General features: G+C 42.8%; 22 protein-coding genes. 10 read left to right on the top strand and 12 right to left on the bottom strand.

The features are described 5' to 3' along the window. Positions 1–62 precede the first annotated feature (62 nt). The gene (locus IM473_RS06390; RefSeq protein WP_287659931.1) at positions 63–632 is read left to right on the top strand and encodes a low-complexity tail membrane protein; all 570 of its coding nucleotides are present in this window, start codon (positions 63–65) and stop codon (positions 630–632) included. A gap of 28 nt (positions 633–660) precedes the next feature. Here IM473_RS06390 and IM473_RS06385 read toward each other — a convergent pair whose 3' ends face one another. The 3 genes from IM473_RS06385 to IM473_RS06375 all read right to left on the bottom strand — a co-directional run bounded on the left by IM473_RS06385 (position 661) and on the right by IM473_RS06375 (position 3,594). Beyond that, positions 661–1,389: a carbonic anhydrase gene (locus tag IM473_RS06385; protein ID WP_287659932.1), complete on the bottom strand. Its 729-nt coding sequence runs from the start codon at positions 1,387–1,389 to the stop codon at positions 661–663. A 24-nt stretch (positions 1,390–1,413) separates the two neighbouring features. Next, positions 1,414–2,145, bottom strand: coding sequence for a Uma2 family endonuclease (locus tag IM473_RS06380; protein ID WP_287690387.1), 732 nt, complete (start codon positions 2,143–2,145; stop codon positions 1,414–1,416). Between the two features lie 180 nt (positions 2,146–2,325). Beyond that, positions 2,326–3,594, bottom strand: a complete 1,269-nt coding sequence (locus IM473_RS06375; protein ID WP_287659934.1) for a DNA methyltransferase — start codon at positions 3,592–3,594, stop codon at positions 2,326–2,328. 189 nt (positions 3,595–3,783) lie between these two features. On the opposite strand from IM473_RS06375, the gene IM473_RS06370 reads away from it, so the two are divergent. After that, positions 3,784–5,055 carry a dihydroorotase gene (locus IM473_RS06370; RefSeq protein ID WP_287659935.1) on the top strand — a complete coding sequence of 424 codons (1,272 nt, stop codon included), beginning with the start codon at positions 3,784–3,786 and terminating at the stop codon, positions 5,053–5,055. A gap of 84 nt (positions 5,056–5,139) precedes the next feature. Then, complete coding sequence (locus IM473_RS06365) at positions 5,140–6,291, top strand: DNA-methyltransferase (RefSeq protein ID WP_287659936.1); 1,152 nt, start codon at positions 5,140–5,142, stop codon at positions 6,289–6,291. Positions 6,292–6,761: 470 nt separating this feature from the next. On the opposite strand, the gene IM473_RS06360 is transcribed toward IM473_RS06365, so the two are convergent. After that, positions 6,762–8,933 (bottom strand): EF-hand domain-containing protein, encoded by a 2,172-nt coding sequence (locus IM473_RS06360; RefSeq protein WP_287659937.1) that lies wholly within the window; start codon positions 8,931–8,933, stop codon positions 6,762–6,764. A 294-nt stretch (positions 8,934–9,227) separates the two neighbouring features. On the opposite strand from IM473_RS06360, the gene lepB reads away from it, so the two are divergent. Beyond that, entirely contained in the window at positions 9,228–9,830 is a 603-nt protein-coding gene (gene lepB, locus IM473_RS06355; RefSeq protein WP_287659938.1) for a signal peptidase I, read from the top strand. 53 nt (positions 9,831–9,883) lie between these two features. On the opposite strand, the gene IM473_RS06350 is transcribed toward lepB, so the two are convergent. The 3 genes from IM473_RS06350 to IM473_RS06340 form a co-directional block, all read right to left on the bottom strand. Continuing rightward, entirely contained in the window at positions 9,884–10,855 is a 972-nt protein-coding gene (locus tag IM473_RS06350; protein WP_172456653.1) for a ribose-phosphate pyrophosphokinase, read from the bottom strand. Between the two features lie 204 nt (positions 10,856–11,059). After that, a complete protein-coding gene (typA, locus tag IM473_RS06345; protein ID WP_002796752.1) occupies positions 11,060–12,853 on the bottom strand; it encodes a translational GTPase TypA in 1,794 nt (597 codons plus the stop codon). Positions 12,854–13,005: 152 nt separating this feature from the next. Beyond that, positions 13,006–13,710, bottom strand: a complete 705-nt coding sequence (locus IM473_RS06340; protein WP_287659939.1) for a DUF1997 domain-containing protein — start codon at positions 13,708–13,710, stop codon at positions 13,006–13,008. Between the two features lie 124 nt (positions 13,711–13,834). On the opposite strand from IM473_RS06340, the gene IM473_RS06335 reads away from it, so the two are divergent. Further along, complete coding sequence (locus IM473_RS06335; protein ID WP_272076243.1) at positions 13,835–14,494, top strand: SDR family oxidoreductase; 660 nt, start codon at positions 13,835–13,837, stop codon at positions 14,492–14,494. Positions 14,495–14,809: 315 nt separating this feature from the next. On the opposite strand, the gene IM473_RS06330 is transcribed toward IM473_RS06335, so the two are convergent. Then, positions 14,810–15,373 (bottom strand): Uma2 family endonuclease, encoded by a 564-nt coding sequence (locus IM473_RS06330; RefSeq protein ID WP_287659940.1) that lies wholly within the window; start codon positions 15,371–15,373, stop codon positions 14,810–14,812. Positions 15,374–15,394: 21 nt separating this feature from the next. Between IM473_RS06330 and IM473_RS06325 the strand changes: the two genes are divergently transcribed. Next, positions 15,395–15,595 (top strand): ATP-binding protein, encoded by a 201-nt coding sequence (locus IM473_RS06325; protein WP_287659941.1) that lies wholly within the window; start codon positions 15,395–15,397, stop codon positions 15,593–15,595. A 162-nt stretch (positions 15,596–15,757) separates the two neighbouring features. Continuing rightward, the gene (locus IM473_RS06320) at positions 15,758–16,180 is read left to right on the top strand and encodes a L,D-transpeptidase (RefSeq protein WP_287685692.1); all 423 of its coding nucleotides are present in this window, start codon (positions 15,758–15,760) and stop codon (positions 16,178–16,180) included. Positions 16,181–16,185: 5 nt separating this feature from the next. Here IM473_RS06320 and IM473_RS06315 read toward each other — a convergent pair whose 3' ends face one another. The 4 genes from IM473_RS06315 to IM473_RS06300 form a co-directional block, all read right to left on the bottom strand. Continuing rightward, entirely contained in the window at positions 16,186–16,851 is a 666-nt protein-coding gene (locus tag IM473_RS06315) for a hypothetical protein (protein WP_287659942.1), read from the bottom strand. A 43-nt stretch (positions 16,852–16,894) separates the two neighbouring features. Then, the gene (locus IM473_RS06310) at positions 16,895–18,424 is read right to left on the bottom strand and encodes a pentapeptide repeat-containing protein (RefSeq protein WP_287659943.1); all 1,530 of its coding nucleotides are present in this window, start codon (positions 18,422–18,424) and stop codon (positions 16,895–16,897) included. A 442-nt stretch (positions 18,425–18,866) separates the two neighbouring features. Further along, positions 18,867–19,169, bottom strand: coding sequence for a hypothetical protein (locus IM473_RS06305; protein ID WP_002792231.1), 303 nt, complete (start codon positions 19,167–19,169; stop codon positions 18,867–18,869). Between the two features lie 171 nt (positions 19,170–19,340). Further along, positions 19,341–20,033, bottom strand: a complete 693-nt coding sequence (locus IM473_RS06300) for a response regulator transcription factor (protein ID WP_287659944.1) — start codon at positions 20,031–20,033, stop codon at positions 19,341–19,343. 45 nt (positions 20,034–20,078) lie between these two features. Here IM473_RS06300 and IM473_RS06295 point away from each other — a divergent pair, with 45 nt between their 5' ends. The 3 genes from IM473_RS06295 (at position 20,079) to IM473_RS06285 (ending at position 24,914) form a co-directional block, all read left to right on the top strand. Continuing rightward, entirely contained in the window at positions 20,079–21,443 is a 1,365-nt protein-coding gene (locus IM473_RS06295) for a sensor histidine kinase (protein ID WP_287659945.1), read from the top strand. Positions 21,444–21,804: 361 nt separating this feature from the next. Then, complete coding sequence (gene psb27 / locus IM473_RS06290; protein ID WP_012265509.1) at positions 21,805–22,206, top strand: photosystem II protein Psb27; 402 nt, start codon at positions 21,805–21,807, stop codon at positions 22,204–22,206. A gap of 338 nt (positions 22,207–22,544) precedes the next feature. Then, positions 22,545–24,914, top strand: coding sequence for an endonuclease MutS2 (locus IM473_RS06285; protein ID WP_287659946.1), 2,370 nt, complete (start codon positions 22,545–22,547; stop codon positions 24,912–24,914). Positions 24,915–25,215: the final 301 nt, after the last annotated feature.

Genomic DNA, 25,215 nt, shown 5'->3' with positions numbered 1-25,215 from the left:
CCATCTCCCCACTTCATAATTCATAATTCATAATTTATAATTTATAATTCTCATTTCCCTCTATGAAATCAGAACCTTTTTTGTGGATTCATCTGGCAGGGTTAGCGGCTTTGCCAATCTTTTTACAAATCGCTTGGATTGGTTTAGCTGTGGGCGATCCCTTGCCTTTTCTTTGGCTAGAATGGCTATTTCTGGGAGCGATCGCTATTATTCCAGTCTTTTGGATGCAGTGGACAAAACCTTTTGATATCTTTAGTCTTTTGTTGGTTGCTCTCAAACCGAGTCAACTCACCCCCGAACAATTAAAAATTCTCTCTCTTTTTCAACGTCCTCGCCATCGTCTTCTTACTCTTTTGGGAGTCGTCCTCTTAATTCTCATCGCTTGGCCCATCTATAATTTTGCCCCTCTAGCGGCTGCCGTGGCCGCCTATCTCCCCCAATGGCGGCTTTTAGGTTTAGTCATCGCTGCGATTGCTCTCCTCTTAAGTCACCTATTTCTACAGGTTCCTCTGAGTGTTCTGGGGGTTTTAGCCACGAAGGAAAGTGACTGGACAGCCACCGAAGCTTTAGTTATTGAGCGCATTCCTGAGTTATTTACCATTGTTGGTCTAAAAGTTAATAAAATTATCTAAATTAGCCAAAATGCCGACAATTGGTGGGCTAGGAATGCAGGATCGAGCGCCCGTTTAAGGGTTGAATATTCCTCGCATTACGCGGAAAAATCGCGGCCAATTGTTGCAGTTGTTGGGGAGAAATTTCGATCGCATTTTGCCAGACTAACCAGAGAACATCCTCGCTACAGGGGGGAGTGGACAAAGACCCCCGATATTCATAAAAACCGCTATTTTCCGGCAGTAAAAGCCCGACATTGACCCAAGTATCGGGGATAATCATTTCAGGAGAAGGTTCTTGGGGCAAATAATCCCAAATGGTTTGTAAATAGGGATTATTTGCCCCAATTTCGGCTAATATGCCCACAACTGCTAAATTTCCCTTCCCATTTCGATGCACTAAATGAATTTCTAGAGGGAAAGACTGACCTTTAATCTGATGTTCGCTGGGATGATGAAAATGGAACTGCAACAAATCCCATTTTTCACCGTGAAAACTCATATTTCCTCCTTTTTCGGTCTGAACTAAGATTGTACGACCGTTATGGCGAATTTTTAGGGGTATAGGACGATAATTAAAGGTGGGGTGGTATAGCTCTTTTTCAGTCACTATACTCAGATCGATCGGTGTTTGTTGCTTTCCCGTGGTGCAGAGGCGATAATTCCTTGATAATTCGCCCCAATGGTCAATATTTTGATAATTCCAAGTAAATTCTGGATTAATAGCCCCAAAAAGAGCGTGAGAGCCAATAAATTGCAGTAATTCCCGTCTATACATGGTATTAAATCTAGCAAACCCTAATTAGAAATTTTCTTGGGGATTTATGCCCAATTCCCGCAGTTTAGCCGCTAATTTTGCGGATTTCTGCCTTTCCTGTTGGACTTGATTTTCTGCTTCTACAGCCCGATTTTCTGCCTGTTGTGCCGCTTCTGCGGGAGTGGGTACTAATTCGCCTTCGGGGGTAAAATAGCGCAATTTATTCTCCGATAAACCCAAATATAAGCCTAATTGTTGACTCCAAAGCCATCCCTGGGCATTGGGAGCAATCGGTTGATATTGACCGCTAATTAGGGTAAATCCTTCAAATTCTAGGCTTTCTGGGTCAAACCAAAAATAATCGGGAGTGCGAAATATATCTTGATAAATTTGTTTTTTCTCCTCTCGGTCAACTTTGGCGGTACTATCGGAGAGAATTTCCACAATTAAATTGGGATATTTGCCCTCTTCTCGCCAAACTACCCAACTTCTGCGGTTAGGATTGGGATTTGTCCCCAAAACCACGAAAAAATCGGGACCACGGCAGAATTCTGACTTTTTCTGGTTAGGACTGTAATAAATGGTTAAATTGCCGGCGGCAAAATAATCTTCTCGCTCGCGCCACCACCATTCTAAACACTGAATTAGTAAAATAATTTGTTGTAGATGTAGGTTACTTTCCCAGGGTGGTTCATCACTCCAAAATTCGCCTTCTGGGAAGATTATCTCAGGGTTGACATGAGACTCGACTAGGGGTAAGCTTTGAGCGATAGTCATGGTTTTCCAACAGAGATAGGTTGATAATTAATTATAAACTAAATTTGTTACAGCAGTTAGCAATCAGTCCTCAGCCTTTAGCTATTTCACTGTAGATTTATCGATGTTTTAACCTTGCGAATCAGTTCTATTTTTGGGAAGTTGTTGATATTTTTTCTATTCGATTTGACTAAACTAGACCTACCTTTTCTCTAAAATTAGTAAATATTCGGATTTCATGCCATCAGGATTTTTATTCTTGCGAGATTTGAATAATTGTCTGGTTTTAATTCTATCCTCAAAGACGGTATTAAAAATAAAGCCATTTTCCTGAAAATATTCCTTTAATATTCGCCAAGTTTCTACTTCCACTCCATCCACTTTTGGATTACCGACAAAAATGCAAGCTTTGCCAGCTTGTTTTAATTTTCTGGTGGCATTTTCTAAAGCGTTGATGGTGTGACAAAAGTAGGAATCGAGTATTTTATGTAAATTCTCTTTCTCTAAAGTCGATCTCACTCGATTTAAGGTTTCAGTTTCGATTAATCTGGTAGCCTGTCGGTAGGGAATTTCTAGCTTAGATATTTTTTGTACTTCTTTTTCTGTATATCCTAACCAATATAAATCTAGTTTTGCTGTTCTGATATATTCCTGTGCTTGCAGATAGGGGGGTGAACTAATTAAACAATCTAACTCTAGATTTTGCTCGATCTCAAAAGTGGCACTATCTACTCCTCCATAAAAAAGCACTTGATTACAATTATGCCAAGTTACGGTAATATATTGATTGACGCTGGTTAAAGTTTCAAAACTCATATCTTTAATCGTTCGTTTTAATTCCTCTTGCCAATCTCTTTGTAATAGTTCTTGTATATCTGATTTTTTGTATTTCGATTGAAATAATTTTGGTTTCGTATGTTCTGCATAGGAAAACTGTTTACTAACTTTCACTAAAACCGCTTGAATGATCTGGGAATACAAATCAGGTTCTAGATTTTTTTGACCTGCCCAAAGTTTCTGCAAAACTGCTAAAATATCCTCTGGATACCAATAGTTTAAATTTGACCACTGAGGGATAAATTTATCCTTGCTGGCAAAAACTTCTAAGATTTTTTTATCTAACTCTGAGTAACTCAATGGTTCTTGGTGTTCTGTAATCTTAATCGGTATAATATGGTTTAAAAGATAATTCAGGTCAGTTAAAACTGCATTTCTTTGACAAAGTTTAGCCTCTAAACCCACCGTACCTGAACCCGCAAAAGGATCGATAATCCAATCATCCTTTTTACTGTAATTATCAAGGCAAAATCTCACCACTTGGGGAATAAATTTGGCAGGATAATAATAGATGCTGTGGGTTAGATAACTGGTGCTGGTGATTTCTGGTACTAAATCTCGAAAGGAAACTAATCGCGGTGTCCCCCGATTAAATTCTTCTAAATTATTAAAATCGAAAAGTTCTAACTGCATGATTCGGCTATCAATTCTTCTTAGGGTAGGTCAGCCAATTAAAATAAAGATTAAAACCGTAGCTGATCAATATTCTAACTTATCCTCCCTTAACCTAACCGAGAACTCAACTTTTTTACTTTTTACTTTTTACTTTTTACTTAACGTGATATACTGCCAGAGGAAAAAATGACGTTTTAATTAGTCTGCGTGAATAGCCAATCCTCGACAATTATAGAACAGGTTAGAGTCCTTGACCCCCTGACAGAAACCGATCGCATTGCCGATGTCTGGATTGAGGAGGGGGTAATTAAAGCGATCGAATCTCAGCTTCCCCCAAGAGAAAATAGTAACTATATTTCCGGTCAAAACTGTATTTTTGCCCCCGGATTAGTCGATCTCTACAGTCATTCCGGGGAACCCGGCCACGAGGACAGAGAAACCCTCGCATCTTTGCTCAAAGCGGCCACGGCCGGAGGCTGCACCCGGGTGGCAATTCTCCCCAATACTCTCCCACCCCTCGATCACCCCGCACTCATTAGCACATTACAGCAAAAAAGTCAAGGGTTTTTTGACTCAAAATCGGCCCGTCTGCATTTTTGGGCAAGTCTCACCCTAGGAAGACAAGGGCAAAAAATGACGGAATTAGCTGATTTAATGCCTGTAGCGGTGGGTTTTACCGATAATCGCAGTTTGGAAGATTTGGGACTGTTGCGGCGCTTATTGGAATACCTAAAACCCTTCGGTAAAAATATCGCCCTTTCCCCGGTAAATCAGCAATTAAAGGGTAATGGAGTCATGCGTGAGGGAGAAACCTCGATTCGCTTAGGTTTACCCGGAGATCCTGCTATTTCCGAAACCACTGCTTTAGCCACAATTTTAGAAATCGTCGGCGAAATTAATACACCTGTTCACCTAATGCGAATTTCTACCCGTCGAGGAGTGGAATTAATTCGCGAGGCAAAAATGCGGGGATTGCCGATAACCGCTAGTGTGACGTGGTTGCATCTCCTCTTAAATACAGGATCGATCGCCAGCTATCATCCCAGTTTACACCTCGCTCCACCCTTGGGCAACGAAAGCGATCGCAAGGCGTTAATTGCGGCAATTAAGGAGGGAATTATCGATGCAATCGCGATCGATCATCGTCCCTATACCTACGAAGAAAAAACCGTCTCTTTTGCAGAAGCACCCCCCGGCGCGATCGGGTTAGAATTAGCTTTACCGCTACTCTGGGAAAAATTAGTAATAACCGGGCAATTATCAGCTTTACAATTATGGCAAGCGCTTAGTCTCAATCCCTGTCATTGTTTACAACAAAAACCGGCATCTCTCAACCCCGGCAATCGCGCAGAAGCAATTCTTTTTCATCCCCAAGCAAGCTGGAAAGTAACGGCAAATAATCTTCACTCCCTCAGTCATAATACTTTCTGGTTAAATCAAACAATTACGGGAAAAGTGTTAGAAATGTGGAATTTTTAAAGGGTGGTCAATTTCTATCTTGAGACTCTCCTAGTTTTTTGGATAATGATCAGCTAGAATTCTAGAGAGAACTAGAGTAATGCCATGGAAAAAGAACTGGTATCAGAAAAGCGCGGTTATCTGCTTCGCACGGTGGCAGAAGCTAAAGAAATTGTCCTTAATTGGTTGCGGGAAATAAATTTAGTTAATGCGATTAAATTAGGTTTACCAGAAGTGGATGACAGATATCATATTTGGCGAATTCCTTTATGTAATGAACAGAAAAAAACCGTTGGGGAAGTGGTGATCGATGCCTACACCACCGAAATTTTACTAGATAAAACAACTCGCACTGAAATTATTATCGCTCGTCTGTTAAAACAGGATGAATCTAAATTAGAAACCCGCAAGAAACCCAAAAAAGAATATAAGCTTTCCTCTCTGAGAAATACCATCGGATTTGGTGATTGTGGCGAACTTTTGGAGGAAATGCCCGCAGAAAGTGTTGATTTAATCTTTACTTCACCACCCTATTTTAATGCTCGTCCGGAATATTCAGAATTTGAAGAATACGAAAGCTATCTATTGAAGCTGCGACAGGTAATCAGAAAATGTCATCGAGTTTTGAGTGAAGGACGTTTTTTTGTCATTAATATTTCTCCCGTGCTGTTGCGTCGTGCTTCGCGTAATCAAGCTTCTAAACGTATTGCTGTCCCCTTTGATTTGCATCGAATTTTTGTTGAGGAAGGTTACGATTTTATTGATGATATTATTTGGCTAAAACCAGAGGGAGCAGGGTGGGCAACTGGTAGAGGGCGCAGATTTGCCGCCGATCGCAATCCTCTCCAATACAAAACTGTGCCGGTGACTGAATACGTTTTAGTCTATCGTAAACACACGGATTTACTCATCGATTGGCATATTCGTAATCATCCCGATCAAGAAGTAGTAAAAGCCTCAAAAATTGCCGATGGTTATGAACGCACTAATGTCTGGAAAATTAACCCAGTCACTAACTCAAAACATCCCGCCGCTTTTCCCGTAGAATTGGCAGAAAAAGTGATTAATTATTACTCTTTTAAAGGTGATGTGGTTTTAGACCCCTTTGCTGGTTCAGGAACCGTGGGACTAGCGGCCGCTTCTTTAGATAGACGTTTTGTTTTATTCGAGAGTAATTTTAATTATATTGAACTGATACGAAAGCTACTTACTGAAGGCAATCAGATTGATTTAGATTCAATTATTTGGCTTAAGTAGGTAGGCGTTAAAAATTATCAGATGCCCCCCTTATTAAGGGGGATCCCCCCGCCTATCGGCACCCCCCTTATCAAGGGGGGCAGGGGGGATCGGCACCCCCCTTATCAAGGGGGGACTCAGGGGGGATCGAACCTAAAATCCATTTTTAATTTAATTATAACCAGCTACTTAATCTTTCAGCCCAACTAATTAACCGTAACCTTTTAGGGGGGAACAGAAGCACTGTATTGGCTAAAAAAAGAAAAAGCTCCCACCATCAAGGTGACAGCTAACTTGATTCTCTATTTGCACTGAATACAATTTAATACCATTTCTCTAAATGAAAACTACACATCGAATTTAAGTCACCCTTTTTAAGGGGGATTTAGGGGGATTAAACTTCTGTAGTCAGACTTTGGAGAATTGGTATAATTTGCTATCAGAATCCTAATGTCTTGGAATTCATGACCGACGCAATAGTTGAAGACAGTTTATTTATGGAATTGGTGGAGTAGATCGCGAAATTCCGGAAAACTAATCTGATTATCGCGACTTGTATCGGCCTGTTGTAACATAGCTTCGATTTCCTTGTCTGTCACCCCCGGTTCGATCGCCTGAAGACAAGCTTTTAACTCCTCAAGACTAATTTGTCCCGAACCATCGCTATCGAATAGCTGGAATCTTTCCAATAAAATTTTTTCCTGTTGATCACGATCGCTCTCACTACTAAAAGATAGACGATCGAAGACCTGAAAAGCGCGGGCGATATTTTGCCATAATTGATGGGCCAGAGGACGATGGAGAATCGTTTCCTCTTCCTGACCAGTAACTCCGTACTGGCGACGCAAAGACTCGACAGTTTCCGTTTCTGCGGCCGGCAATTCCGTCAATAAATGCTCGATCGCCTCCCTGGAACTCTTACCAGTTAACACTTCCAGCAATTCCGATCCCACCCGGCGATCAGGGTCTTTTTTCCAAGTCACCAACAAACTTTCTAACAAAGCATCGCGATAACTCTGCAAACGTAACCAATCCTCGCGACTATACTGCTTGTCCGGATCGAGAAGTTCGGCCGATTCCACACCCAACTCCGTTAGAATTGCCTGATGTTCTGCCTCGGTAATCGTCAACTCTAAGCGCATTTGTTGCAGGATTTCGAGGCTGTGGCCGAAGTCAGTATATCCCTCCTCCAAAGCTTCTTTTAACACAGCCTTATAGGCTTTTAAACGCTTCTGGTGGGTGAAATCCGGCAGTATCTTGGCCAACACATACACCTCATCCGCGTCCAAAGCTTCCAGCGATCGCCCATCGAGATATTTAGCCGTATCGAGGTCTAGTTTACCCAACTGTTTACGCAATCTTCCCGCTAGTCCTTCCCGTTGGTAACGACTGGGATCCCTTGTCCAAGTGCGATATAGCCATAAACTACTCAAAACTGCCAGTAAAATACTAGCGAAATAATGCCAAAATTTTGGCAAAAGATTAATAAAAGGACGACCACCGAAAATAAAGAAGAAATTGAAAATCAGAAAAGTTCCGAAAGTAAAGACGCGGTGACGGATAATTTCTGCCGGTAAGGGCGACTTTTGGCGGATTCTATAGACTTTATAGACATTTTCAACTTTTTTACCGAGAAAGTAACCCAAAAAAGTGCAGATTGCCAAAGTTAAGGGGACAGCTACCAACTTCGGAATCGGAATCTGATTACCCGCAAGATAAAAACCCGGTCTAAAGAGGGATTCTAGCTGATTTTCGTCGTGCGCCCAAGCTCCAGAGAAATAATAGTCCCAATTGCCAGCATAAAGGTAATAATAGATAAAATAGCCAAAAACTAAGCCAAAATAACCGTAATAAAGCAACTGGCGATCGCTCTTAGTAATCCCATCCCAATAAGATCTTTCCGCATCGATATCGATACAGGGACTTTGACAGGCAACACAGGCACTTTGTTCACTACCATCTTCATGGACAATACGACACATAGATTGAGTAATCCCACCGCGACTGTCTTCGTGAGCGGTACTATTCAGTAAACCCCTTGGTTCACCGTAAATCCTTTGAACCGGACTCATGGGACAGAAATAATTACACCAAGATTTGCCCCCATACCAATAACCCACAAAGATCGCCGCTAGAATAGTAAACATTAAAAAGCTGCCTAAGACTAAGCGATCGGAATTATAAAAGAGAATCCGTCCGCATAAACCCAAAAATAACAGACTGAATTGTAGATAGAGATAATTCCGAGCTAACCAAGAGTTTTTCGGCACTTTATAGATTTCATAGCGGACTTTTCCCGATTTATCGGTCTGTTTTTTCTGTCTTTGTTTACCCAAAGCGCGTGGTATTTGAGAAAGAAAGGATAAAGGACAAATACGCCGCCAGAGTTCGTGACCGAATACTAATAAGATAAAAATGCCACTAGGAACCACTATTCCCCAAAAAATCGGCGCACCTAACTGATAGGAGGATTGGGGTAGGCAAACTCCCTGGACTTTAATGCACACATCGGGATCAACTCTCAGGGGACTAGCAAAATTCTTAGGATCGGTTAATTTTGCCGAAATAGGGTCAAAAAACAGAGAAAATATCAGAATTAACCAAGCGATGGTAACAACCCATCGCAGATAGTGCATTGATCGTTCGGGAATTTGTGCAAACATAGGTCTAAGTAGTGACGGAGAAGAGACTTTTAAGGGAGATAGGTGTCTAATTGTTGAATTCTAACGCTTTTCCTTTAATAGCGGCGAAAAACTGTCCTTTTTGATAGACTAATCTTACCGTTCTCCACCCCCGAGGAAATTCCCCTTTAGGTGGCATAATGATGCCTTGAAAAAGTAACAGTGATCCGGTAGATGTAGGGAGATTGTCTTAAAATATTATCTACGGTGTTAATATCACTAAACTAGAAAATTAAAGAGCGTATTAGCTTAATCCTTCTCAAAAGTTAAAATTCTATGGCTGAAAGCTTGAACCATAAATCCGAAAAACCTTCTCCCCCTCCCGTACCCCAAGAAAATCCTTGGCTAGAAGCAGTTAAAACCATTGTCACGGCTGGAATTTTGGCCTTTGGCATCCGCACTTTTGTGGCTGAGGCCCGTTATATTCCCTCTTCTTCCATGGAACCCACTCTCCAGATTAATGATCGCCTAATTATCGAGAAAGTTAGCTATCATTTTCAGAAGCCAGAACGGGGTGATATAGTGGTTTTTAGTCCGACAGCCGCTCTGAAAGCTCAAAATTTTCGGGATGCTTTTATTAAACGGGTGATTGGACTGCCGGGGGATAAGGTGGAAGTCAAAAACGGTCTAGTTCACGTCAACGGTAAAGTTTTAGCGGAAAAGTATATCGCCGAAGAACCTAATTATACTTACGGACCGGTGACAGTTCCCCCCGATCAATATCTGGTTTTGGGTGATAATCGCAATAATAGTTATGATTCCCACGCTTGGGGCTTTGTTCCCCGGGAAAACTTAATCGGTCGCGCCGTGGTGCGTTTTTGGCCCTTCAATCGTCTGGGAGGACTTGACAACCCCGACGCTGCCACAAATCAGAATTAATGTCAAGAAAATAAATATAAAAATTCCCCCTAGTTTTAGGGGGATTCGGCCGTCTATTTGAACATATTACTCACGGAATTGTCCTCATGGATGCGCCATATGGCCTCACCCAGAATCGGGGCAACTGGCAAGACTTTCAGTTGCGGGAAAAAATGTTCTTGGGGGACGGGAATCGTGTTAGTAACGATCACTTCCTCGACTATGCCACTGGATAAACGCTCGATCGCAGGACCAGAAAAAACCGGATGGGTGGCACAAGCATAAACCTGTCGCGCCCCCTTGGCTTTCAGTAACTGCGCCCCTTGAGCGATCGTACCAGCCGTATCGATCATATCATCGACTAAAACCGCCGTTTTATCCTTAACATCGCCGATCAAGTTCATCACTTCCGCCACATTATGGGTTTGCCGGCGTTTATCAATAATTGCTAGGGGAGCATCACTGAGTTTTTTGGCAAAAGCCCGCGCCCTGGCCACCCCACCTACATCGGGAGAGACGACGACGATATCGGGTAATTGTTTACTGAGAAGATAGTCCACCACCACTGGGGAACCGTAAACGTGATCGAAGGGAATATCGAAATAACCTTGAATTTGGGACGAATGCAAATCCATGGCCAACACGCGACTTGCCCCCGCTTCCGTGATCAGATTAGCCACCAGTTTAGCAGCGATCGATTCCCGGCCGGCGGTTTTGCGATCGGCGCGAGCATAACCATAATAGGGAATTACGGCGGTAATTTGTCGGGCAGAAGCACGACGACAGGCATCAATCATGATCAACAATTCCATCAAATGATCGTTGACGGGATTGCAACAGGGTTGAATTAAATAGACATCACAGCCGCGGATCGATTCCTGAATCTGGATGTACAATTCACCATCGGCGAAACGTTTACGAATCATCGGACCCACATCCATGCCCAGATAACGGGCCACCTCTTGGGCAAGAGATACATTAGCGGATCCCGAAAAGAGACGAAGACGATTGCTGTCCGACGCGGCGGGAAACATCGGATGTCGCATCAAAGTAGCAGAATAGCTCACAGCAGATTCTTTACCCTCAAACTCAAGGCACTTTTTTCTATCATCTCAGTTTTGTTGAAAATCTGAGTGGATTTCTTTGTTAGATCTCAATCATAACCAATTACCGATCATCTTCGAGCCATTGCTGCCCCTTTTAGCGGCAATGGCCATGGCCAAATTGCCGCTGGATTTTGTCAAAACCGATTAACGTTTGGCTAACTTTTTCACCGGTAATTTACGCAGACGGATCGATTTCGGGGTAATTTCCACCAACTCATCCGGTCCAATGTATTCGAGGGCGCGTTCGAGACTCATATCCACGGGGGATTGTAACTGAACCAATTCATCCCCAGTGGCGGAACGATGGTTAGTTAACTGTTTAGTTTTGCAGATATTGATCTCCACGTCCTGGGGCCGGTTGCTTTCGCCGATAATCATGTTTTTATACACTTTTGTCCCAGGAGTAATAAAGAATACCCCCCGGTCCTCGGCGTTTTTGAGGGCGTAGAAAGTGGCGACTCCTTCCTCAAAGGCAGTAATCACGCCATTGTAACGGGTGGCTAATTCCCCGGAGAAAGGACGATATTCGAGAAAACTATGGTTCATAATCCCCTCACCGCGACTGAGACGGATAAATTCGCCCCGGAAACCGATTAAACCCCGGGCCGGAATCACGAATTCCAATTGAGTGCGGCCATTGCTGCCCGTCTGCATATCCTGCATTTCCCCTTTCCGTTGGCCGAGACGTTCGATACTGGAACCCACCGCTTCTTCGGGTACATCTAAAACGAGGTATTCGTAGGGTTCACAGGGTTGACCGTTTATTTCTCGATAGATAACCTGCGGCTGCGATACTTGGAATTCGTAGCCTTCCCGACGCATAGTTTCGATGAGAATACCTAAATGCAGTTCTCCCCGTCCCGAAACTAGGAATTTTTCGGCAGAATCACTTTCTTCTACCCGCAGGGCGACGTTAGTTTCTAATTCTCGCATCAGACGATCGCGAATTTGCCGCGAGGTGACAAAAGTGCCTTCCTGACCGGCAAAGGGAGAATCGTTCACCGAGAAGGTCATTTGTAGGGTCGGTTCATCGACTTTAATTAGGGGTAAAGCTTGCGGGTCATCGGCTAAAGTTACCGTTTCCCCGATGTTAGCGTCGGCAAAACCGGCCACAGCAACGATATTACCGGCGCTGGCCTCGTTTAGTTCCACCCGTTTGAGGCCTTCAAAACCAAGAAGTTTTGTTATTTTACCCTTGACAACCGCGCCCGTATCCTTTACTAAAGCAGCCTGTTGACCGGCTTTAATTACGCCGTTATGGATGCGGCCGATAACGATGCGTCCTAAGTATTCCGAGTAATCGAGGGTGGTTACTTGCAGCTGTAGGGGTTTGTTAACGTCCCCGGCCGGCGGTGGAACGTGGTGTAAAATCGCCTCAAACAGGGGCTGCATATCTTTGTCTTCATCTTCGAGGCTTTCTTTGGCGAATCCTTGCATCCCGGAAGCGAACAGAGTAGTAAAATCACACTGGTCGTCATCAGCACCCAGTTCCACAAACAGATCGAAAACTTTGTCCACGGCTAGGTTAGGATCGACGTTAGGGCGATCGATTTTATTGACCACGACAATCGGTCTTAATCCCTTTTCTAGGGCTTTTTTCAGCACAAAACGCGTCTGGGGCATCGGCCCCTCGTTAGCATCGACAATCAGGATACAACCGTCCACCATACCTAAAACCCGTTCCACTTCGCCACCAAAGTCGGCGTGACCAGGAGTATCGACGATGTTAATCAGGGTGTCTTGGTAACGAACGGCGGTGTTTTTGGCCAGAATGGTGATACCGCGTTCTCTTTCGAGGTCATTGGAATCCATGACGCAGGTGGGTACATCTTCCCCTTCTCGAAAGATTCCCGACTGTTTGAGGAGTGCATCGACGAGGGTGGTTTTCCCGTGGTCAACGTGAGCAATGATAGCAACGTTACGGATAGGCAGAGACATAAAATATTGAAGTAGTCTTAGGTTTATTTTTACAAGTAAACATTTCTTAATAATTCTAGCTTAGACTGACCAGCACCGTTAGCAAATCTTTATTTTTGCTTGGTTTCCCATCAGCAAGCTCTACTGCTTACTGTTGACAGACTCCCCAAACCCTAGGCAAGTAACCCACCCTCGCAGGAGTCGAGACGATAGAAAAGACGACTGGAGGCAGGGGGTAGGGGTAAATTGAAGCTAGAGTGAAAATCCTCTTGAACTTTGTAGGTTAAGCGGGGGGAAACTTGGCGAACAATTTGCGTCAATAGTTTATCGCCGGTTTTTTGAAGAATGGGACGGGGAATCTTATAAATAAACTTGGGAAACTTAACCATAACATCCATATGCAGTTCCCAGGTGACTTGGGTGATAACCTCTGGAATATCCCGTCCCTGTTGCCGAAAAATTGCCTCAATTTCCTGACTAGGAGAAGATAGGGGCATTTCCTCTAGTTTCATAATTGCCTGATAATCCACTAGATAGCCCAAAAAAGGTTGATCGGGAATGGGGACACTGCGAGTATGATAGACTCCATTGACGGGCAGCTCCAGAACCACAGCGATTTTCGGCTCCACTTCATAGCCAAAAGCACCATATTTACCGATGGTGATGATATAACCATTGTCACCGAAGGGCAGCGTTTTCATCGGTTCGGCACAACGACAAAACCAACCTTCGTGAGCGCCCAGATAATCGGCAACCGTCTCCTGATTGCTATACATATCCATAGATCCGGCAAAACGGGTTTGAAAACCGAGAAATTGATTGTCTTCTTTGACTTCTACAGATTCGCGAGCTAGGGAGTTAATGGGGGGACACTGCATGACTTATAAACCTGGCAAATGATAGTGTTAGAAAAATTTGGGGATTAACCGCCAAAGGATCGGGGAAATTTGTAGAATTGAGATTAGTGTAACGTATTGTTAAAAACTATTTGGTTAAGAAGCGATGAAAGCATTTGTAGCAGGAGCCACAGGGGAAACGGGACGGAGAATCGTTGCCCAATTAGTCGAACGTCAGATTCCCGTGCGTGCTTTGGTGAGAAACCGCGAGAAAGCGGCGGAAATTTTGCCAGCAGGGGTGGAAATCGTCGTCGGAGATGTCCAACAGGCCGATAAGTTAGAGGCACTCATCGCTGATTGTAGCGTTTTGTTATGCGCCACGGGAGCCAGACCGAGTTTTAATCCCACGGAACCTTTGTTAGTAGATTACTTGGGAACTAAAAATCTCATCGATGCGGCCAAAAAGAAAGGAATCGAACATTTTGTTCTCGTTACTTCCCTCTGTGTGTCGAACTTTTTCCATCCCCTCAATCTCTTTTGGTTAATTTTATTCTGGAAAAAACAAGCGGAGGACTATTTAATCAATAGTGGACTAACCTACACGATCGTGCGACCCGGGGGCCTTAAAAACGATGATAATCTTAATGCCATTAAAATGTCATCCGCCGATACCCTTTCTGAGGGCAGTATTCCCCGCACGAAAGTGGCCTCGGTTTGCGTAGAATCCCTATTTTATCCCGCCGCTAACAATAAAATTCTCGAAATTGTTGCTCCCTCAGATGCTCCCAATCTCGATTGGACTCAATTGTTTCAAAGTGTCGGCTAAACAGTAATCAGTAATCAGTAATCAGTGAACAGTAATCAGTGAACTGATAACTCAAATCTGGAAACTAAAAACTCATATCTGATAATTGATAATCAGTTAAGTGGTCGGACATAAATTCTGTTGTCTATCTTAAGAAATGTATAGCAGTTTTCATCAGAATGAGGTATGGGCAAGGAACTTAAACCCTTTGTTTGCAAAACTTGTCGATACCTCCCTAACGTGAAAAGCGCTATAAATTGCCGCAATTCTTACTGACGACCGACGACCGGCTACTGACTCCTTACCCCACAGTTAACTTTACTTTTGTCCAACTACTTAACCTCTTAACCAGTCAAATAATTGACCGAGGGTGATTTGAAAATTCGTCGCAAAAGCGGGGACGGGTAAAAGAGCATTTTCTGATTCAAAAATAGCGATAGTTCTATCACTAGAATAAACAAAGATAATTTCTTCTTCAGGATCGATTAACCAACCCATTTGAGTGCCGTGATCTAGACAATAAAGGATATTTTTAACAACTTTAGTCTGATTTTGATCGGGAGAGAGAATTTCAATCAACCAGTCAGGAGCGATCGCAAAATTATTTAATACTTTTCCCTCCGCATCGCGGGGAATATTTTCCCAGAGAAAAACTGAAACATCAGGAACTAGAGAAAGACTGCCAAAAGTACAACGCAATTCAGGATAGGCGCGGGCAATTCGTTGGGGTTTTAGACTGGCGTTAATAGCCGGAACTAAATCACCTTGAATAGTGCTATGTTTACCTTGGGGCATTGGTTTAGGAATAATTTGACCATCAATAAATTCCTGGGAGGGTTTAGTTTCTGGTAATTGCAGAAATTCCCTTAGTGTCAGGGAATTATTAACAGTTATAACCATAAAAAATTTTTATTTATCGCTATGATCCTTAATCTTATCGCAATTTCTCCAAGCAGAGAAGATCAAAAACAGTTATATAAAAATGTCCGTCATATCGCCGGGACAGGGTTGGGTTTGGTGGTAGTACAAAAATGCGTGGAACTACACGGAGACTCGATCGAAATTGCTATTATCCCTAGTAATGGAACCACTGTCACGATTTTATTACCGAAAGTGGCCTGAAAATAAAATCATTATATGCTAAAAGTTTTGAACGATATGGCGGAATTTTTCAAGCGTTGTCGCGGCCCAAATCGGCTTAAGCAATTAGCGCTGCTTTTTCTCCTGTGTCTAGCTTTCGTTGTCTGTAGTCCTAAAACGGCCTCAACTACGCCGGACAATTACATGACACTAACCCCCACAGCATTGACCAATAAGCTAGGCAATCCACTTTACCAACTCAGCCTTTACGGTAACGGGCAGTTAATCGCCGCTTACATGACCGTCGCCGGACGGGCGCATACTCAAAATTATAATCGCCATCAAGCCGGGACAGAAGCACCCTTGCCAGACGGGAAATATCGGGTAGCCAGAGAGCCTGTTCCAGGAACAATTCCAGAAGCAGGAGATCGTTTCCTCCCCATACAGCCTTTGTTTCGGACTCGTCGTTCAGCTTTGGGCATTCACTACGATCCGTCCTTTGAAAAACCCAATGGCGAAGACGGCACATCAGGGTGTATCGCCCTCACCAACCGAGCGGATCTCGACCAGGTGTTGAATTACGTTCGTACCTATCGACCTCAATATCTCGAAGTTAACATTCAGTAATTCACTCACTTACATTCTATGTAATCATCTTTTGAAAGCTCACCAGGCTGGGGACAAAACTGATTGATATCGACAGCATAACCCCCTCTAAGGTTCTGACTAGCCTCCTCTTTATTAGCGTAATTAATCACGGCTGTAAAATAAGAATCTCCGCGCTTAAAAATTGTTAAATTGTGCTGTTGTTTTTGAAAGGGATTTTTTTTGAGCTTTTCTAGATCGGATTTAGCATCCTTGATCGTACTAAATTTATTAGTTATAATTGCTCCAGTTCTACCCGGTATAATTTCTCCTCTCTTACAGTCATAATAATTGACATCTTCTAAATATTTAGTCCAGTCGGGACGACACCACTCTTGAAGATTAACGACAAAAGAGCCTCGAGAATATTCACTATCAATTATATTTCTCGCTCTCTCGGTATCTGATTTATTATTAAATACGACAACACTTACATACCAGTTTCTACGTTTAAATAAAGAATTCTGTCTTTGATATTGTGGTAATAGTCTAGGAAGTTGGTCTCTTTCCGATAGTGCGGCTTTAATGTCTTTATCCGAACTATAAACAACTCCATAATAGTCAACACCTGATTGATATTGAGAAGATGCTAAGTCAGCAAAACTTATGCTCAAAATTAAAACAGTCGGGATTAAACAGTAGTAATGCTTCATATAACTCTCAACTTGTATTGTTTAAATGTTTATTCAGTTTCATCTATAGGTTTTCTAGGGGTTTTTTATCTAGATCTTTTTCAGGTGATTTGCAACTTTTAGCGGATTGGATAAGTAGGATATTAATGGTAGGTTCAAAATATTCTTTAACTTTTTTATTGTTTATTTTCTGATTTTCACGAAAACAGACCATAGTGAAATCAGAGTCTTCTGAACGTGTGATATTTTTAAGATCGGCATCGTAGAAATTTGAATTGCCCAATTTAGATCCTGAAAAATCTACAGTGTCTAGAGTCGCATTAATAAATTTGGATGATACTAAGTTTGAATTTGTTAATATTACCTCAGTCAGCTTAGCTTCTGTCATATCAGCCCCAGTAATACTCAGACCATCTAAAGATACATCTTCTAATACTATTTCTTTGAGATTAGCTTTTCTTAAGTAAATTACTGGTTTGGATTTTTGATCTTTGATGTTCGCAGTTATTAATTTTGAATCAGCTAGATAACTGATGACCTTACCCTTACGTTTTCCATCTAATTCATCTAAAACAGCTAGTGTTAAAGCTTGGGCAATAGGGATAAACTCTGGTAACAATGGCGATCCATCTGGATTTGGTTGAGAATCTTTTGATTTTGTTGTCTCTACTGATTTTTTTGTCTCTACAATTTTTGGTTGAGAATCTTTTGATTTTTTTGTCTCTACAATTAAAGTTTGCATCTTGGAGAAATAATCTTTTAAAAGTTCTTGCTGTTTTCCCTCTTCAGCTATTTGCTTGTCTCTAGTTTCAAAAGCATAATTGACATATAAACCACCAAAAGCTAACATCAAAGGGACAATCAATAATTGTAACCAATCCCAGAAACTTTTCTTCTGGAAGCCAGACCATTTAAAATTTGATATCCAGTTTGATATGATGATTACAAGCAGCGAGATTAACGCCCCTGAAAGCAACCAGTTTATCCAGGTCTGTTGATCAATTCCAGATTCACCGCTTGTCAAAGCAATGGCAACGACTATCCAAAACCCAAATATACCCAAGAATATATATACCCAATTTTTTCCTTTCTCGAAGATATCTCTAATTATATTATGTTTAAGTTGCGGTGATTGCTGCTTCAGATAGCTGGCAAAATCTATATCAATTGGTTCTCTATCTTTGTCTGTTCCAGCTTCGTCATCAGTGAATATCAGAAAAGCCAGAGCTTTGCCATTTATTTTTTTTTTCGATGAATTTTCTGGCAAATCATTCAACCATCTTAAGGAATACTTTAGTCGTTCAATAATCTCATCACTTTCGAAGGGCGAATAAATCCCAGGAACTCCTCTGATATCAAGATTGCGATGTTCGATAATATCATGTTCGATAATATCATGTCGTTTTAGTATTTGCAGTTCCTTAGCTTCTATCGTTCCTATGTTAAAGAAGTGTGTATTTGATAAGCCGATTCCGTAATGCCAAAGTTCCTTCTCTTGTTCCCACCATTTGACAAGCTTGCCGTAATATTCACTATCTGGATTAACGGTTTCTTCAATGCGTATAATTAATCGTGCGATTTCTGAAGCTGTCATAAATATCCTCAGTGGTGCAGAAAACCCATGAAAGACTTGCTGTACAAGGAGTCCGAATTAGAGCGGGTTGACAGGAGGAGCAACTTTATGAGATGCTTAAGTTCCGCAACTAAAAGACATCGCTAGGTCAGCCTTTATCTTTGTATCTTAAACTATTTGAACAACTAAGTCAATCAGGGTAAGCGCTTCTTAACAATCCTTGACAAAATGAACTTTATATGAGTTGCTCATCCCATTTTTCTTTATTTGTGGCAGGCATCCTACACGCTTTTCCCTTTCTGGGAGAGGGGTTGGTTGTGAGGGTAATTAACCATCTCTGCCATTACTTTAGAAAAATGGTATTATAGCCTTTTGTCAACGGGGAAGTCCAGATATTCAGCCAACCCTCAATAAATCGGAGCGAGAATCATTCTCAATGAGGGAAAAACTTCCGGGGAAGAAATTAGGAAACACCACCCAGACGGGCATATTCTAAAATTGACCGGCTGAGAGCATCGCGATCATCGCGGGTGAGATAATAATTCTGGCCGCCGATATCATTGAGAAATCGCAGTAGGGCAAGACAAGCGGACTCTAGATCCGCCCGGTGTCGGGCAGCCGCTAAAGCTTGTTCCGAGGTGGCATAAACTAGGCAATCGCTAATTCCTTCCCTGCCATCCACTCGCCAACATTGAAAAGAATAACCCTGCATTTCTGCGCTCAATTCAATCTGCCAACCGTGATAGTCAAATCGCGTGTAAATCATGTCAAGCAGCCCCGTTTAGGAGAGGAAAGTCACAGGTTTGACTGCTCTGATTGTCTTAGAAGTCCCGCACCTGTCTAACTTTCTAATTTAACGGGTGATTATGGAAACCCTCTGCAAACTTCGTGCAGATTTCGTGCAGAAATGATTTTGTCCACTGTCTAAAGGCAGATATTACTTTAAGCGATAACCGAGACCGTGAACAGTTTCAATAAAGTCTTCCGGCGCGCCAAGGGATTTTAGCTTGTGACGAAGACCGCGAATATGGGAAGTAACGGTTTCCTCGGCCGGAGAATCGTCCAAAGACCAAACTCGCTCAATAATACCCGATCGACTTAAGACCCGGCGCCCATGGCTAACAAGTAATTCTAAGAGCGCGAATTCCTTGGGGGTGAGGGAAAGAAGTTGACCGTTATAACTAGCCTCGTGGGTACTGGGATTTAACTGCAAACCCCCCCAAGATAATAAAACACTGCTGGTGCTGCTGCCGCGTCGGATCAAGGCCCGAATCCGCGCCATTAATTCCCCCAAATCGAAGGGTTTAGTGACATAATCATCGGCCCCTGCGTCTAATCCGTCAATTTTATCGATTACCGTATCCCTTGCGGTTAATAATAGGACGGGAACGGTGGCATTAGCAGAGACGGGATGATGGGATTCCGCTCGTCGCAGACGTTGACAGAGCAAAGTTCCGCTTAATTTGGGCAGGGTGACATCGAGAACTAAAAGGTCATATTTGCCTAATTCTAGCCAATTCCAGCCTTCTTCTCCGTCTCTAGCCACATCGACAACGTATTGTCGCTCGCTCAAGGCCTCTCGCAAAATCTCGGCTAGTTGCATATCATCTTCTACTACTAAAATTCGCATGGTCTAGAGATAGAGTAAGCTGGAAATAGCGTCGGTTAACTCCTGATGAATTGGCTCAAACAAGGAAAATGGATCGCGGGAGGTTTCGGGCTAACTGTCTTATTGATGGGAACTATTAGCCTAGTTTCCTATCGCAATACCCTCGTCCTGCGTCAGCGCGCTGCTGAGGTGGAAGTTACCTACGAGATCATCGATAATCTCGCTAATCTTTACGCTAACATGGCGGTGGCCGAATCGGGAAGACGGGATTATATCAAAACTGGCAGCCCTAGGGAATTAAGCCGTCATCGTCGGGCGATCGCTTTGATGAAATCTAACTGGCAACTCCTGGCTAAACAATTAGAAAACGGCACAGATTTCGAGCAGGAAATGGTGACTGAGATCGGGGATTTAATGTATCGGCGAATTGCTCTATTTAATCAATCGATCGCCACCTATAAATCCGATCGATCCGATGATATTTCTCAAAATGCAATCACGGTTAAAAGTGTCGATATCCGGGATAAGTTTCAAAATCTTCTTACCTATTTACAAGCTAGTCAGAAAAGGAATTTAAGAAGTAGCATCGCTAGTTCTAGGGATAGTATCCGCGAAAATTCTCTGTTGGGGTTACTGGGAACTTTTATCAGTTTTGGGATTATTTGCGGAGTTTATTTTTTAGTTTTTTGGCAAGAGAAACGGCGACAAAAAAGTGATGAAATTCACCGATTATTACTACAGGAAAAAGAACTTTTTGATCTAAAAATTCAGCTTTTTTCCATGATATCCCATGAGTTTAGAACCCCTTTAACCGTTATTTTTTCTGCCTCGCAGTTATTAGAAAATGGTTTAAAAGATGCAGATAAGTCGAGCAGAAAAAACCTATATAGAATCCAGTCTTCTGTCAAGCTAATGAATCAATTCTTAACAGATATTTTGATTTTAACAAGGGCAGAGTCTGGAAATCTCAGTTGTCAACTAGAGCCGCTCGATATTGAAGCTTTTTGTTTAAATTTGGTCGAAGATTTTCAATTTATCAATAAAAATAATACCCCGATTAAATTTGTCAGTCAGGGATTGATGATCCGTCCTTATCTAGATGAGAAACTGCTCTACTCGATTTTAAGTAATTTACTCTTAAATGCGATTAAATATTCCCCCACGGGAGCAGGGATTAGTTTGATTTTGTGGAAAGATAGCGATCGCATTGTTTTTCAAGTCCAGGATCACGGGATCGGCATTGCCGAGGAAGATAGAGGTAAGATCTATGAACCCTTTTATCGGGGTCAGAATGTGGAAAATATTATCGGCACGGGATTGGGGTTAGCAGTGGTTAAAAAATGCGTCGAACTCCACCGCGGCGAAATCGCCCTAGACAGCCAAGTGGATAAGGGAACAAGCTTTACCGTCAAACTGCCCATTTCACCCTAGTTCCAGCTTGAGCAGCCCAAAGATTACAAAATGTAACTTTCTTTCTTTCAAAACAGGACGAAAGCAACGAAGAATTTTTATCTTCTAGATTAATCGATCGCAAAGTCCAATCTCGATCGACCCTAAAACCACCACCAGTGCCTTATCGCGGCCCGAATTAGTCCAAAATCAACTCACTTCGGGTTGATGGCATCTAAGTTTTGGGCAAAAATAGGGCTTTTGCCGTCAAAAAAGCCTACATTTTGGCTATTTACCCCCCGGTTGACCCCTGATTTTTGCAGTCGGTTGACTGCCCTGGGGAACTGGTAACAGTTTCCTGATAGGATAAGGTGACTTGGGATTAACTTATGGTGTTGAAAATATGTCTCTAAAACCTTACATTTCTCGCTTATTAGCTTTGGTTCTCGTCCTGGTCATCGGATTGATGGGTTGTTCTAGTAGTTCCGGGTTAACGGGCAATTATGGAAAAGATACCCTGACGGTGATTGAAAGTTTAACCACAGCCCTTGATTTGGTCAAAGATGACCCGAATAAAGCGGCAGTTGAGTCGCAAGCAAAGGAACAAATCAACGATTACATCTCCCTCTACCGACGAGATAAAAAATCCGGGGGTTTGCGTTCTTTCACTACTATGCAAACAGCCTTAAACTCTCTAGCTGGTTATTATACCGCCTACGGTTCCCGTCCCATCCCCGACAAACTCAAACAACGTTTAAAACAAGAATTTAAACAGGTGCAATTCTCTCTCCAGAAAGGAATTTAGATACAGTTATCAGTGATCAGTTATCAGTTATCAGTAGAACTCGACCGAATATTATAAGCTGTACTGAATTTAAACTGCGTATTAAAAATTTTAGTACAAATGCTCGAACTTCCTCTCCCTGCTTCCAACTCCGGCACTCCAGTGCAGTCTTAACGAGTAATTTAGATGGTCAACAGATTGGTGGGATTGTTAAGTGACAGGTATTAGGTGCGAGTAACAGTGCTGTCTTTTCCCTGATTACTGATGACTGATTACTGTTGACTGAAATGACTCCTGTAAAAATCGGGCCAAATCCGGTTAGACTAGAAATACAAAGCGTATTATAAAAAACTACAAAATTGATTCAAGACGAAACCCTAGAATTATTGGAATGGCCGCGGCTATGTCAACACCTAGCTACTTTTGCAGCGACTAAACTAGGTGCGATCGCGATTCGTCAATTGCCGTTACCAGAAAGCAAAGAGGAAAGTTTAAACCTACTCTGCCAAACCAAAGAAGTTTATAGTTTAGAACAAAAATTAGATAGTCGTCTTTCCTTTGATGGGATTACCGACATCGGAGATGCCCTAGAAAGGGCGCATCTGGGGGGGTTATTATCGGGACAGGAACTTTTAAATATTGCCACGACTTTGGCCGGAGTGCGACGTTTACGGCGTTTAATTGACGAACAGGAAGATATACCGGTTTTAAAAGAGTTAGTAGCCGAAATTCGCACCTATCCAGAGATAGAACAGGAAATACACCGTTGTATCGATGAAGATGGCCGGATATCCGATCGCGCTAGTCCCCAATTACGCGAAATTCGGGGACAAATGAAGGTGATTAGAGAGCGAATTTACCGCAAATTACAGGATATCATGCAAAAACAGGGCGGTGCCATCCAAGAAGCGGTCATTACCCAAAGAAGCGAGCGCTGGGTGATTCCCGTCAAAGCAGCGCAAAAAGAGCAAATACCGGGGATAATTCACGATACTTCCAGCACAGGGGCGACTTTTTACATTGAACCTCACTCTATCGTTGACCAAGGCAATCAACTGCGGCAATATCGTCGTCAGGAACAAATCGAAGAAGAAAAAATCCTCCGGCAGTTAAGTAATCTGATCGCCGAAGCCTTTGAGGACTTAGAATATTTACTAGCGATCGCTACTAGGCTCGATCTGGCCACCGCTAGGGCCCGTTACAGTTTATGGTTAGAGGGTAATCCCCCCCACTTTATCGATGGTTCAGAAACGATTACTTTACGGAATTTGCGTCATCCTTTGCTCTGGTGGCAAAAACACCACGAACAGGGGGGGGAGGTCGTACCGATAAATGTGCAGATTAGCCCAGAAATTCGCGTTGTTGCCATCACCGGACCAAATACCGGCGGAAAAACCGTTACTTTAAAAACCCTCGGATTAGCGGCTTTAATGGCGAAAGCGGGCCTGTTTATTCCAGCGCGGGAACCGGTAGAGATACCCTGGTTCGATCAGGTTTTAGCCGATATCGGGGATGAACAGTCTTTGCAACAGAGTTTATCGACTTTTTCGGGTCACATTCGCCGGATTGTCCGCATTTTAGCGGCTTTAAATTCTCGTTCCTTGGTTTTACTCGATGAGGTGGGAGCAGGTACGGATCCGGCCGAGGGAAGTCCTTTAGCGATCGCTATTTTACAATACCTCGCTGATCATAGTTTACTGACGGTGGCTACCACTCACTACGGGGAATTAAAAGCGTTAAAGTATCGAGATTCTCGCTTTGAAAATGCCTCGGTAGAGTTTGATGATCGCACTCTTTCCCCCACTTATCGACTATTATGGGGCATTCCGGGGCGTTCTAATGCTTTAACTATTGCCCAGCGTTTGGGATTAAGTCCCGAAATTGTGGCCGAAGCGAGAAATCATCTGGGGGGGTTATCGGAGGAGATAAATCAAGTAATTGCCGGTTTGGAAGCGCAAAGACGGGAACAGGAGTCAAAAGCTCAAGAAGCTAGTCAATTACTCCAACAAACGGAGAAATTTTATACAGAGGTGTCCACGCGGGCCAATTCTCTACAGGAGAGAGAGCGAGAATTAAAGCGTTATCAGGAGCAGGAGATACAAAAAGCTTTATTATCGGCAAAAGCAGAGATTAATGATGTTATTCGTCGATTGCAAGCGGGAACAAAAACCGGTAAAGATGCCCAAAAAGCCACAGAGGAATTAACTGCGATCGCAGAAAGGTTATTACCAAAAACGGAAAAAACTAAGGTTAATTATCGTCCGCAAGTGGGGGAAAGGGTACGCTTGCCCAATTTGGGACAAACTGCCGAAGTTTTAGCAATTTCACCGGAATCAGAGGAGATTTCCCTGCGTTTCGGTATGATGAAGATGACCCTACCCTTAGACCAGATTGAGTCTTTGGATGGTCAAAAAGTGGAAACTGCGCCAAAACCTGCCAAAAATTTGCCCCAAACTCCCACAAAACCCCAGGAGACTCCTTTAATTCGTACTGCTAATAATACTGTCGATATTCGCGGTTCCAGGGTGGCAGAGTCAGAAACGGATATCGAACAGGCGATCACCCGCGCCACCCCATCGGGCATATTATGGATTATTCACGGTAAAGGTACGGGGAAATTGCGTCAAGGTGTTCACGATTTTTTATCCCGTCATCCCCAGGTAAAACGCTTTCAATTAGCACCCCAAAATGAGGGCGGTTCGGGGGTAACTATCGCTTATTTAACTTAGGGTCTGCGGCAAAAAGTTTTTTGTCGGGTTAGGAGTCAGCCTTGAATCAGTTATCAGTTATCAGATGTGAGTTTTCAGTTTACTGTTTACTGATCACTGAAAATACTCCCCACTTCCCCACTTCCCCATTCCCCAGGGAGCATCTCATTTTTATACAAGTGAGTAATTATACTTGTCCCTCAAACTGGTTTCTAGTAAGGCTTTCAAAATAGTTTGACATAAAACCTGATTTAGGGGTTACAAAGGTGAGATGCTCCCCTTCCCCACTTCCCCACTTCCCCACTTCTCCACTTCTCCACTT

The sequence above is a fragment of the Microcystis sp. M015S2 genome (assembly GCF_020245945.1).
Lineage (GTDB): Bacteria > Cyanobacteriota > Cyanobacteriia > Cyanobacteriales > Microcystaceae > Microcystis.
Note: the sequence above shows the minus strand (reverse complement) of the source record. Positions and strands in the feature narration are given on the sequence as shown.